Origin of the sequence: Blastococcus sp. MG754426 (genome assembly GCF_021699055.1) — a bacterium.
GTDB lineage: Bacteria > Actinomycetota > Actinomycetes > Mycobacteriales > Geodermatophilaceae > Blastococcus.
On sequence record NZ_SSXC01000004.1, the window covers coordinates 32,066 to 44,478 of the forward strand.

General features: G+C 70.4%; 9 protein-coding genes. 2 read left to right on the forward strand and 7 right to left on the reverse strand.

The annotated features are described in order from the left end of the window. Positions 1-64: 64 nt before the first annotated feature. Positions 65-1,567, reverse strand: coding sequence for an NAD(P)/FAD-dependent oxidoreductase (locus tag E9549_RS03195; RefSeq protein WP_236825143.1), 1,503 nt, complete (start codon positions 1,565-1,567; stop codon positions 65-67). Between the two features lie 88 nt (positions 1,568-1,655). Between E9549_RS03195 and E9549_RS03200 the strand changes: the two genes are divergently transcribed. Further along, positions 1,656-2,732 (forward strand): AraC family transcriptional regulator, encoded by a 1,077-nt coding sequence (locus E9549_RS03200; protein ID WP_236825144.1) that lies wholly within the window; start codon positions 1,656-1,658, stop codon positions 2,730-2,732. Positions 2,733-2,860: 128 nt separating this feature from the next. Here the strand turns inward: E9549_RS03200 and E9549_RS03205 are convergent, their stop codons facing one another. The 4 genes from E9549_RS03205 to E9549_RS03220 all read right to left on the reverse strand — a co-directional run bounded on the left by E9549_RS03205 (position 2,861) and on the right by E9549_RS03220 (position 6,124). Beyond that, complete coding sequence (locus tag E9549_RS03205; RefSeq protein ID WP_097196969.1) at positions 2,861-3,181, reverse strand: hypothetical protein; 321 nt, start codon at positions 3,179-3,181, stop codon at positions 2,861-2,863. 217 nt (positions 3,182-3,398) lie between these two features. Next, complete coding sequence (locus tag E9549_RS03210) at positions 3,399-5,111, reverse strand: MDR family MFS transporter (RefSeq protein ID WP_308191115.1); 1,713 nt, start codon at positions 5,109-5,111, stop codon at positions 3,399-3,401. Next, positions 5,108-5,632 carry a MarR family winged helix-turn-helix transcriptional regulator gene (locus E9549_RS03215; RefSeq protein ID WP_176523078.1) on the reverse strand — a complete coding sequence of 175 codons (525 nt, stop codon included), beginning with the start codon at positions 5,630-5,632 and terminating at the stop codon, positions 5,108-5,110. The genes E9549_RS03210 and E9549_RS03215 overlap by 4 nt, the downstream gene beginning before the upstream one ends. 120 nt (positions 5,633-5,752) lie before the next feature. Beyond that, positions 5,753-6,124, reverse strand: coding sequence for a hypothetical protein (locus E9549_RS03220; RefSeq protein WP_135095154.1), 372 nt, complete (start codon positions 6,122-6,124; stop codon positions 5,753-5,755). A 332-nt stretch (positions 6,125-6,456) separates the two neighbouring features. On the opposite strand from E9549_RS03220, the gene E9549_RS03225 reads away from it, so the two are divergent. Beyond that, on the forward strand, positions 6,457-9,123 hold the full coding sequence (locus E9549_RS03225; protein ID WP_097196965.1) for a bifunctional diguanylate cyclase/phosphodiesterase: 2,667 nt from the start codon (positions 6,457-6,459) through the stop codon (positions 9,121-9,123). Positions 9,124-9,991: 868 nt separating this feature from the next. Here E9549_RS03225 and E9549_RS03230 read toward each other — a convergent pair. Next, positions 9,992-10,786, reverse strand: coding sequence for an IclR family transcriptional regulator (locus E9549_RS03230; RefSeq protein ID WP_236825145.1), 795 nt, complete (start codon positions 10,784-10,786; stop codon positions 9,992-9,994). Positions 10,787-10,860: 74 nt separating this feature from the next. Beyond that, positions 10,861-12,300, reverse strand: a complete 1,440-nt coding sequence (locus E9549_RS03235) for an aldehyde dehydrogenase family protein (protein WP_236825146.1) — start codon at positions 12,298-12,300, stop codon at positions 10,861-10,863. Between the last annotated feature and the right edge of the window lie 113 nt (positions 12,301-12,413).

Here is a 12,413-nt window from a genome sequence, read left to right on the forward strand (position 1 = left end):
GGGAACGACTCGGGACATAGGGAAAGGAATGGACAGCGATGCGGTGCGACCGCCGGCCGGCCGGTCAGCTGTACACCAGCGAGCTGTCGTCGAGGTCGAGGGCGGGCAGTGAGTCCCGCTCCTCGGCGTACTCGAGCAGGTGGACCCAGGGCTCTCGGTCACCCTGCTTGAACATCAGGTGCATGGTGCGCATGACGTAGCCGGAGTTGAAGTTCTCCGGATCGCCCCAGGGCCGCAGCTCCATCCCGGCGTCCTCCGGACGCAGCGTCGGGACGACTGTCGTCGCACCCCGCTTCTCCATGTGCGCGAGCAGCCGGCAGACGAACTCGCTGACCAGGTCCGCACGAAGGGTCCAGCTGGCGCGGAAATACCCGAACACGTAGGCCATGTTCGGCACGCCGCTGATCATCATGCCGCGCCAGGTGACCCGCTGGGTGAAGTCGACCGGCTCCCCGTCGACGGTGAAGGCGACCCCCCCGAACAGGCTCAGGTCGAACCCGGTGGCGGTGACGACGATGTCGGCCTTCAGCTCCTCTCCCGAGGAGGTGCGGATCCCGGTCTCGGTGAACGTGTCGATCGTGTCGGTGACGACCGACGCCTGGCCCTCCCGGATGGCGGTGAAGAGGTCGCCGTCCGGGAGGAGGGCGAGCCGCTGCTGCCACGGCCGGTAGGTCGGGTTGAAGTGCTTGTCGATGTCGAAGCCCTCAGGCAGCAGGGGACGCATCGATTCGATGATGAAGGCCCGCAGCTCCTCCGGCGCTTCCTTGGACATCCAGGTGATCTCGTCGCCCTCGGCGATGTACGCGCGCCGCAGGATCTCGTGGGTCCACTCGTCAGGGACGTCCAGGGCGCGCAGCGTGTTCGCCAGCTCGTGGGTCCTGGGGCGGGCGAAGAAGAACGTCGGCGAGCGCTGCAGCATCGTCACGTGCGCCGCCTCCTGCGCCATGGCCGGCACGAGGGTGGCCGCAGTGGCTCCGGATCCGATGACGACGACGCGCTTGCCCGCATAGTCGAGGTCGACCGGCCACTGCTGCGGGTGCACGACCTGACCGCGGAACCTGTCCATCCCCTCCCACTGCGGCTGATGGGGCCGCCCGTGGTCGTAGTAGCCCTGGCACATCCAGAGGAAGTCGGTGGTGAAGCGCAGCGACTCGCCGGTGTCCTCACGGGTCACGTGCACCGTCCAGCGCTTCTCCTCCGATGACCAGCTGGCCGCGCTCACCCGGTGCCGGTAGCGAATCCGGTCACCCAGGTCGTTGTCCTCGATGACCTCGTCCAGGTAGGCCAGGATCTCCTCCGAGGCGGCGATCGACGCGCCCCGCCAGGGCTTGAACCCGTACCCGAAGGTGAACAGGTCACTGTCGGACCGGACGCCGGGGTAACGGTGCGTCCACCAGGTTCCGCCCCGGGCGTCCAGCGCGTCGAGGATGACGAAGCTCTTCCCCGGGAACTGCTCCTTCAGGTGGTAGGCAGCACCGATCCCGGAGATTCCCGCGCCGACCACGAGCACGTCGACGTGCTGGGTTTCCTCGGCGGTGCCAGGTGCTGCGTCTGCGGTCAAGGTCATGCTCGGTACCCATCTGCCGGGTGACGTCGGTCACCACGGAAGCTAGCCGCGAGAGTTCCACGTGAGCCATGACACAATAGGCCGTAAGTTGATTATTTCGGCCAACCCTCAGCCCTTCGACGCCCCCGTCCGCGGCACGGGCAGCGTGGCACTGCTGTGCGCGCTCGCCATGGAGCACGGCCTGCCTCAGCGTGATGTCCTGGCCGGCGGCGGAATACCGGAAGCAGCCCTCGAGGACCCGGAGGCCGAGATCACCGGCGCCCAAGAGCTGCGCGCCATCGCCGCGGTCGCCAAGTCACTGCCCGAGGACGCAGGCCTGACCGCCGGCGGGCGGTACCGGCTCGCGAGCTACGGCATCTGGGGCTTCGCCCTGCTCTCGAGCCGCACCCTGCGTGAGGCACACGAGGTCGCCATGCGGTTCGTCGACCTGACCTACGCCCTGACGCGCATCAGCGCCCAGGAGGACGAGGGCGAGGTCCGGCTGTTCTTCGACGACTTGGACGTCCCGGAACACGTCCGGCGCTTCGTCCTGCTCCGCGACACCTCGGCGGCCCTCCAGCTGTGGCGCGAAACCCTCGGCCGCCCGGTCGTGCCGCTGCGCGTGACGCTGCGACTGCCGCAACCGGCCGACCCCACGGGGTACGAGACCGCGTTCGGCGTGCCATCCCTGTTCGGGACCGCACGGTCGATGCTGGCTTTCGACGCTGCCCTGCTCGACCAGCCATTGCCGCAGGCGGCCCCCCTGACCGCCGCACTCTGCCAGGCCCAGTGCCGGGACCTCCTCCAGCGCCGCCACTCACGGCAGGGGACGAGCGGACGCGTGCGGGACCTCCTTGTGCACACCGGAGGCCGGATCCTCGGACAGGAGGAGGTCGCCGCCGAGCTGCACGTCAGCGTGCGGACCTTGCGCCGGATGCTCGAGGACGACGGAACCACCTTCCGCGCCATCGTGGAGCAGACACGTGAACACCTGGCGGAGGAGCTGCTCGTGACCGCCGGTCTGAGCGTCGAGCAGGTCGCTCGACGGCTCGGATACACGGATGCCTCAACCTTCGTCCATGCCTTCCGACGCTGGAAAGGGATCAGCCCCGGCCGCTGGAAGGAGCGGAAACGCGGGCTCCCGGTGCGGCCGTCCACGAACGGTGGGAAGTCCCGGCCGGCGTAAGTGACGGCCGTGCCTGGCCGAGCCGCAGATGGCATCCCTGTCCCATCGACGAGTTCGAAAGCCCCGGGCCCGAGAGAGCCCGGCGCCGCCGACTCCTGAGCATTCGCGCCTCCCGTTCGAGGCCGCGCTCAGTCGGAGGTGTTGGGCCGTTCAGTTCGATCCCGCTCCGGCCGATCGGCCGCCGATGGGCAGCCGGCCCGTATCCACGATTCCATCGCGGCGACCCCTCGTGCCGCCTCGAGCGCGATCATGATCTGCTGGCGACCCGGTCGCCGCCAGGTCGGGGGCCCGGCCGCCAGCCAGTCGGTCAGCACCGCGGGACGTCCTGTCCACGCCGTGCCCATGGCCAGGCTGCCGGTCATCAGGCACCAGAGCAGCAAACGGGCCGCGCGCAGCAGCCACAAGCCGAGGCTGTAGAGGTACAGCCTGGTTCGGAGGAGGTACTCCACCGCCCCCCTCTCTCCAGGGGTCTGCCCGCTCACAGCGTCACAACCGCCGCGGGTCACCCCCGGCTGTTGCGAACCGCAACCATGGTCCCGCGGTGCAGTGCGAAAGGGAAGGGTTCCGTCTGCGGGCAGCATCTGGGGGCAGCTAGCTGTAGCGCCCCGGAGACACAGGCTGGCCTGGCTGGTCCGGTGGTCCCGCGACTACCGACGGCAGAGGCCGCTACGGCTCCGCCTTGGGAGGTCGCGCACCGGCCGATCCGCGGGCGTCGGAAGCGCTCCTGCGTCCGGCATCGTCCGCGCCATGCCCGAGATCGCAGTCCGGATCGACCGCCGTCTCGAAGGCCTCTGCGACGTTCTCCCCGGTGGTGTGCTCCCGCGCGTGTTCGCGCAGCGGGGTCTCCCGCAAGAACAGCAGCACGAGGAACCCCAGCAGAGCGAACGGCACGGCGGCGAGGAAAGTGGTCTGCAGCGCGTCGGCGAAGCCGGTGATGACCGCGGTGTGCACCGGTTCGGGCAGTGCGCCGATCTGTTCGGGGCTGCCCAGCGTCGGAGTCCCGCCGGCGATCCGGTCGGCCGGGACGCCGGCCTCGGCGAGGCGGGACGGGATGGTGTCGGCGAGGCGATGGGTGAGCAGGGCGCCGAACACCGCCACCCCCAAAGCGCCGCCCAGTGACCGGAAGAACGTCGCCCCGGAGGTGGCCACGCCCAGGTCCTTCTGCTCCACGGCGTTCTGGGTGGCCAGCACCAGCACCTGCATCACCAGGCCGATGCCGACGCCCGTGACCAGCATGTACAGCCCGGCCACCACCAGGGAGGTGTCGACGGCGAGCCGGCTCATCAGCCCCAGCCCGACCGCGGCGATCAGGAGGCCGACGACCGGGAAGACCTTGTACCGACCGGTGGCCGTGATCGCCCGCCCGGAGCCGATGGAGGCAGCGAGCAGGCCCACCATGAGCGGCAGCGTCAGCAGCCCCGAAGCAGTCGGCGACTCGCCCTTGACGATCTGCAGGTACTGCGGCAGGAAGATGATCGCGCCGAACATCGCGACACCGACGACGAAGCCGGCCAGGCTGGTGACGACGAAGGTGTGGTTCGCGAACAGGTGCGGCGGCATGATCGGCTCGCCTGCGCGACGCTCCTGCCACACGGCGAGCACCAGCAGGACGGCGGCCGCGGCGGCGAGCGCATAGGTCCAGGCCGAGTTCCAGGCGAACTCCTTGCCGCCCAGCGACAGCATCAGCAGCAGCGCGCTGACCGAGGCGACGATGAAGAAGGCACCGAGCCAGTCGATGGAGTGCCGGCTGCGCGGGAACGGCAGCTTCAACACGCGCTCGGTGACGATCAGGGCCGCCACGCCGATCGGGATGCCCACCCAGAAGGTCCACCGCCAGGACAGGTGCTCGACGAGGAACCCGCCGAGCAGCGGTCCCGCGACCGTCGCGATCCCGAACACGGAACCGATGTAGCCCTGGTAGCGACCACGCTCCCGCGGGCTGACGACGTCGCCGATGATCGCCTGCGACAACGCCATCAGTCCGCCGACACCCAGCCCCTGAACCGCGCGGAACGCGATCAACTGCGCCATGTCCTGCGCGAAGCCGCTGGCCAAGGATGCGAGCAGGAAGATCCCGATGGCGGACTGGAACATGATCTTCCGCCCGTAGAGATCGGACAGCTTGCCCCAGATCGGTGTGGATGCGGTGGAGGTCAGCAGCGTCGCCGAGACGACCCAGGCCAGCTGCTCCTGCCCACCGAGCTCGCCCACGATGGTCGGCAACGCCGTGGCCACGATGGTCTGCGAGAGCGCCGCGACCAGCATGCCCAGCATGAGCCCGAGCAGCACGGTCAGGATCTGCCGGTGTTCCAACGGTGGCAGGCCCTGGTGGCCGCTCGAGGAGTCCGGCGTCTGGCTGTGAGGAGCAGGGGAACTCACGCGCGCAGGACCTCTTTCGAACCGGCTTCGTCGGGGGTTGCGGCGGATCTGTCCGGGCTCGCGCCGGAGGGCGACGGCGCTCCGCCGGCCATTGCCTCGGTGACTCTGCCGTCGAGACCTGCGTTCAACCGTTCCAGCAGCGCTGCAAAGGTGTCCTGCTCGTCGATCGGCCACGAGCCGATCAGCTCGCGCACGGCATTCCGGCGGACCTGACGTGTCCCAGCGACCGCACGCCGCCCCGCCGATGTCAGCCGCAGCCGGCAGGCCCGCCCGTCCTCGGGGTCCGCCTCGCGCGTGACAAGCCCGGCCTGCTGCAGGCTGGCCACGTGCCGGCTCACCGTCGAGGCGTCGAGGTACAACCGGGCCGCCAACGCCCCGTTGCGCATCGGTCCCTCGTCGTTGAGGAAGCCCAGGATCGTGTATGCGCTCCGCTCCAGTGGCTCCACGGGCCCATCGGTGTGGAGCTGGACGCGCTGAGCCCGGCGGACCAGATGGGTCAGCTCACGTTCGATGCGCACCATGGACCCCTCAGCCGATCCGGCCCCACCCAGTTGCATGGGCCAACCATAAGGCGTTGCCGACGAAGGTTCCAGCTCTACCGCCGCCGGTGGAACTCCCCACCTACGCAGTCCGCCATCCGGTCAGCCCTCGGCGCTGGATCCCGCCTCGTCGCCTCCCGTCGACCCCGGCGATGACTGGCCCAGCCACGACTCCAGGGCGGCGATGCCACGCGCCGCTTCCCGGTGCACGAGCTCATCGTCGAATCGCGGTGCAGGTGAGCCATCGACCGGCCCGGACCGCCCCGGTGCACCGTGGAGCAGGTGCCGACCCGCGGCGTAGAGGCCGTAGCAGGACACCGCCACGCCGCCCATACAGAACGCCGCAACCAGGGTCCACGTGAAGGCGGGTAAGGCTTCCTCCAGCAGGCGCGACAGCGCTTCCCCCGTCGCCTCCCAGGCCACTACCGAGGCACCCATCAGTCGCCGCCAATCAACGTGCGGCACCACAGCCACCGGGCCATGGCGCCCGCGTGCGAGGACTTCAGCCTATTCCCGTACCGGCTCGGAACGGATGGTTGCACACGTCATCTTTCGACCAATCCCCAGCGAGACCTGCACCCGGGCAGAGGTCCGCGGCGGGTTCCACGATCAGGTTGCGAGTCCCCATCGTTCCGTGACACGTCCCACCTCAGGCCGTGAGCGAGGCGCTGTGGCGTGTAGCGGTGCGCGCCGGGCTTGACCCGAGGGACCTCGCCGGGGCCGACGGGCACGACCGGTCACGGACACCGCCCCCCTCGAATGGGTGGTCGCGCTCAAGACGAGTTGAGCCGTACCGATACGGAACCATGCGATTCGTGCGGTTCTCCGAGCAGAGCATGCGCCGCGCCTCGCCCCTGTGGTGCTACCTGACGGCGCTCGTGCTGCTGCCGCTCCTCGGCGTCATGGTCTTGGCCACCGCCGCGGCACAGACCCGGGCGAGCGAGGCGGACAGTGCCGCACGCGCGGAGAACGGCATGCGGACCCTCGCGGCCCTCGACGGCGCGCGCCGGAGCGTGGAGCAGGAGCTGATCCCGTTCCTGTGGCTGCACGTCGTCGCCAACCCGGAGGCCATCGCCATGCTCGACCTGCCGCCGGGACTGCTGGAGGTACAGGCCGAGACGATGGCGCGCGACTCCGCGCGGGTCCGAGCGGTGACCGATCGGGCGCTGGCCGGCGTGCCGGCCGGCTCGGTGGGCTCCGCTGCCGCCGAGCGCGCCGCGACGGACCTGGCCCTGCTGCGCTCCGGTGGCAACACGCTGAACCTCGACATCGAGGACGTCTACTTCCGTTTCCTGGCCGTCTCGAACGATCTGATGACCGCCCAGCAGGCCGCCGCAGCCGCCGCCACCGCGGAAGGGATCCCGGGGGTCACCCTGCGGGCACTCCAGGACGTGCAGTCCATCGCGCGGCTCAGCCAGGTCGCCAGCCGGCAGCTCCCGCTCTTCTTCGGGTCCATGTTCGCCGGCGGGGACAGCATGATCGGCTCGCGCACCGCGTGGCAGACCGCCCTGCTCGACTACAGCGACGCCGAACGCCAGATGAAGTCCCTGTCCCAGCCCTCGCTGCGAGAGGCATGGCGGGCCGTGCAGACGTCCGACGCCGTGGGCGCCGTGGACGGCGTGCTGACCAGCGGTGCGGACGGCGACACCCCCACCGTGTCCGTCGCCGAGATCGCCACGCTGCTCGTCCAGACCCAGGAGCGCAACGATCTGCTGGGCGAGCTCGTCGAGACCGCGATCGGCAACGCCCACACGCTGGTGTCCGCCGACCGGGAGGAGGCCACCGGTCAGCTGCGGGGGATCCTTCTCCTCGCCGCCGGCCTGCTGGCCGTCTCGCTGCTCGCCGCACTGGTGCTCGGCCGCAGCGTGGCCGGCGCGCTGCGACTGCTGGCCGGGCAGGCCAGCCAGATCAGCGAGGGCTCGCTGGTGGAGGTGGAGGTCGCCGGACCGCGCGAGGTGCGCACCGTCTCGGCGGCGCTGGGAGCCGCCGTCGCCGGGCTGCGCCGGATCCAGGACCAGGCCCAGGCCGTCGCCCGCGGCGACCTCGACGACGCCCTGCTCGACCAGCCGCTGCCCGGACCGCTCGGTGAGGTCGTCCACGCGTCGGTCAAGGAGATCGTGCACGCGGTACGCCAGCGCGAGGAGCTGCAGTCCGCCCTCGCCCACCAGGCCACCCACGACGCGCTCACCGAGCTGCCCAACCGCGCCCAGGCCGTCACGCTGGTCACCGGCGCGCTGCACCGCGGCCGGCGGTCCGGTCAGATGACCGGCCTGCTCTTCGTGGATCTCGACGGCTTCAAAGCGGTCAACGACGGGCACGGGCACGCCGCCGGCGACGAGGTGCTGCGCGAGGTCGCCCGCCGGCTCACGGCCGGGGTCCGGCCCGGCGACGTGGTCTGCCGCCTGGGCGGCGACGAGTTCGTCGTCCTCGTGGAGCCCGTGCACACCGAGCACGACCTGCTGGAACTCAGCCACCGGCTGATCTCCTCGATCAGCGAGCCGATGGTGGTCCAGCGTGCCCAGGTCCGGATCGGCGCCAGCATCGGCGTAGCGGTCAGCCGGGACGGCAGCACCGACGCCGACGTGCTCTTCGCCGAGGCCGACGCCGCCGCCTACCGCGCCAAGGCTGCGGGGCGTGGCCGCGCGGAGATCTTCGACGAAACCCTGCGGCGGCAGCTCAACCAGCGGGCGGCACTGGAGGTGGCGATCGCCACCGGCCTGGCCAACGGTGAGATGCAGGTGGCGTACCAGCCCGTCATGGAGGTCGCCACCGACCGGCTGATGGGCTACGAGGCGCTCATCCGCTGGACGCGACCCGGTGTCGGACCGGTCGCTCCAGACCAGTGGATCCCCGTGGCCGAGGGGTCCCGACTGATCGGTGAGGTCGACCGCTGGATGCTGCACGAGGCCACCCGCCAGCTGGCGCAGTGGCGGGCCGAGTCCCCCGCCGCGCCGGGGGCGCCCGACCCGACGATCGCGGTGAACATCTCTGGACGGCACCTGGCCGACCCGCGGGTGATCAGCGACGTCGCCGACGCGCTGGAGGCGTCCGGGCTGCCCGCTCACCTGCTGGTCCTGGAGGTCACCGAGACCGTGCTGGTCGACGACCCGCTGGCCAATGACCACCTCACCGAGCTGCGCGCCATGGGCGTCAGCATCGCCATCGACTACTTCGGCACCGGATACACCTCCATCGGCCAGCTGCGCAACATGCCGGTCGACACGCTCAAGATCGACCGCAGCTTCGTGGCCTCCACGGAGCCCGCCCACCGCGAGCTCGTCGCCCTAATGATCAGAGCGGCGCACACCTTCGGGTTGACCGTCGTCGCCGAGGGCGTGGAGGAGCCGGACCAGCTGGCGCAGCTCAAGGCGCAGGAATGCGACCAGGCCCAGGGCTACCTGCTCTACCGGCCCATGCCCGCCACCGAGGCCGGGGCGCTGCTCCGCAGCCCCCAGCCCGCCGGCTCGCTCTGAGATGGAGCGACACGGTCCTGCGAGAGGGTGTGGGGGACACGACGACCTCCTGATCGAGGGCCGTCCATAGACAACTCCACAGCCCACCCAGACGTCTGAGCCATGCCGAGACTGGCACTACTGAGCAGACTCCCGGTCATTGACCGGCTCGCTGGCGCACGCCACGGTGACGGCCGAGACATCGACGACACCGCGATCGCCCCTACCCGCCGCAAGCGCAACGCCTCCTTGCGCGGCAGCAGGCCGCCCCCCGAGGAGGCGGCCAGCTCCGCAGAGCCATGGAGCAACCCAGAGGCGGATCGCGAGGTCGACGGCGTCGAACCCGTCGACCTTGTTCGGTCCGGAAGGTGCTGATCGCCTCGCCCCGCGATAGGACATGACGTCTCCCACCCTGGGTTACCCCCGAGCCGAAGAGGAGCCGGGACGCCGCATGCGCCGGCATTGCAAGCGCGGTGTTGAAGGCACGCGGAAGGCACGGCATCCGCGTGCCTCACGTCCCGCCTGCGGGAACAGGGCTAGAGTCTCAAGCCTTCCAAGCTGGCCATGCCGGTTCGATCCCGGTCACCCGCTCCACCGCGGGTGTCGCGGCGCACCATTCACAGGACGCGACACCGTTCATCCTCGGCTGGTTCGCGGTGACGCCATGACTCTCCTCGTTTTCGGGGGATGAGAGTCTCCAGCAGATCCGGCATGGAACACCTCGCGGAGACGTGTGACGGCGCGGGTACCGGCCACGATCAGCCGCAAGGAGACGCCGTGGACGCGAGCCGCACTCTGCGTTCCACCAGCAGCTGGAGCCCGGCGGAGCCCGAGAACTGCACCCCCGACAAGTCGATCAACAGTTCCCGGGCCCGGAGCGACCAGGGACTCAGGTGCGGCCGACCGTGCTGAGCAGGTCCTCAAGCTGGGCAGCGGCAGCGTGCAGGTCCCGCACGACGGCGACCTGACGCTTCTTCGTCATCCGGCTGGAGGGCGCGGAGGCGTTGATGGCGGCGATGCTGGCACCGCGGTGGTCGCGGACGACCACCGCCACGGAGATGATGTCCTCGGCCACCCGGTGGTTGGTCGCGTACCCGCGCTCCCGCACCTCGAGCAGCTCCGCATCGAGTTGCGCACGCTCGTCCGCAGTGAGCCCGTCGCCCTCGCCGGACGCGTCCAGCGAGAAGATCTCGTCGAGCTGCTGGGGGGTGAACGTGGCAAGGATCGACTTACCGGTCGCCGTCCGGTGCGCGGGGAGCAGCTGACCGGTCCGGTCGGCCACCCGCAGCGGCTGGCCGCTCTCGGCGGCGGCCAGGTAGCGGATCTTGCCTCCCTCCAGCTGCGCCAGGTGCACCGTCTCGTCGGTCTTCCTCGCCAGGTCGGTGAGGATCGGACGGGCGTACGTGCGGATGTCGAGATTGCGCACGGCGGCCAGTCCGAGGTCCAGCAGCGCCGATCCGGCGACGTAGCTGCCCGTGCCGTCCTCCTGCCGGACGAAGCCGTGATGGACGAGCATCGCCAGCAACCGGTGCGCCGTGGAGGGAGCGATGTCCAAGGCCGCGGCGATCCCCGACAGCCGCAGTCGCGGCTGGTCCCGCAGCATCAGCACGAGCCGGAGCGCGTTGTCGACGGACGAGATCGGGTATGAGGGAGCCTTGGTGCCGTTGGTCACCGTCTCAGGCATCCCATGATCCTAAGCTCCACGAATACCGTTACGTACCTGTTCCCCACGGGCACCTGCACATCGGTTCCGCCGGCTCAGGGGAGCTGGGCCGGGAGCACGACGTTGATGGTCTTGACCTCCGTGAAGCTCAGGAGCTCGTCGAGACCTTCCTCCGACCCGGTGCCGCTCTCCTTGCGACCGCCGAAGCTGGTGCCCGGGAAGTGCGACGAGTTCCCGTTGATCCAGACGTATCCGGCCTGGACGGCGCGCGCCGTCACCAGAGCCCGGTTCAGGTCGTTGGTCCAGATCGAGGCGGTCAACCCGTAGTCGACGCCGTTCGCGATCGCCAGCAGGTCGTCGTCGTCGGACCAGCGGCTGACCGCCAGGACCGGCCCGAAGACCTCGCTCCGGAACAGGCGCATCCCGGGGGTCACGTCCGCGAAGACGGTGGGCTGGAGCCAGAACCCGCGTTCGAACTGCGCACCGCCGGGGCGCCGGCCGCCCGTCATGAGCCGCGCGCCGTCCTCCTTCGCCGCCGCGATGTGGCTCATCACGTTCTGGAGGTGCCGGGCGTTGTTGAGCGGGCCCATGTCGGTGTCGTCGCGCGTGGGATCGCCCAGCCGCAGGGCCGAGACCTTGTCGACCACGCGTGCCAGGACGTCGTCGTAGAGGTCCTCGTGGAGCAGCAGCCGACTGGTCGAGCCGCAGGACTGGCCCTGGTGGCCGAAGTTCATGCCGGCGACCGCCGCCGTGGCGACCGTCTCGGGGTCGGCGTCGCCGAAGACGATCATCGGGTTCTTGCCGCCCAGCTCGAGCGAGACGTGCTTGACCGAGGACTCCGCGGCCTGGCGCTGGATGGCCCGGCCCGTCGGGACCGATCCGATGAACGTCAGCCGCTTGACGCGCGGGTGCCGGACCAGGGCAGCCCCGGCGTCGAGGCCCGTGCCGGTGACGATGTTGACCACGCCGGGCGGGAAGATCTCCGCACACAGCTCGGCCAGCACGGTGGTCGACAGCGGCGCCTCCTCCGACGGCTTCAGGACCACGGTGTTACCGGCGACGAGGGGGGCTGCCAGCCGCGAGGCGGCGAAGTAGAACGGGTGGTTGAAAGCGAGGATGCGGCCCACGACCCCGTAGGGCTCACGCACCGAGAGGTGCAGCCCGGTCGGGGTGGACGGGACGGTCTCGCCCTTCAGCTCCAGGGCCAGACCGGCGAAGTACTCCAGCAGGTCGGTGGCCATGGTGACGTCGCGGACCATCCGGCGGCGGGTGTTGCCCGTGTCGCGGACCTCCAGCTCCAGCAGCTCGTCGGCCCGCTCCAGGGCACGGCGGGCGAGTTCCCGCACGAGGCGGGCCCGCTCGAGCGCGGACGTCGCGGCCCACGCGGGCGCGGCGCGGTCGGCGGCGGCAACCGCAAGCTCGACGTCCTCCGCCGTGGCCTCCGGGACCCGGCCGAGCACCGCCTCGTTGCTCGGATCGATGGCCGTCAGCCACCCGCCGCCGACGCTCGCGCAGAGCTTTCCGTCGATCAGCATCAGTCGATCCGGCGCACCACTGACAGGTGTGGCGGTGGGGGGCATGTCGCATCTCCTCGGTGAGACGTCGGGCGGGGCCCGGGGATGCGCCTCACCAGGAGGCGCCGCGGTCG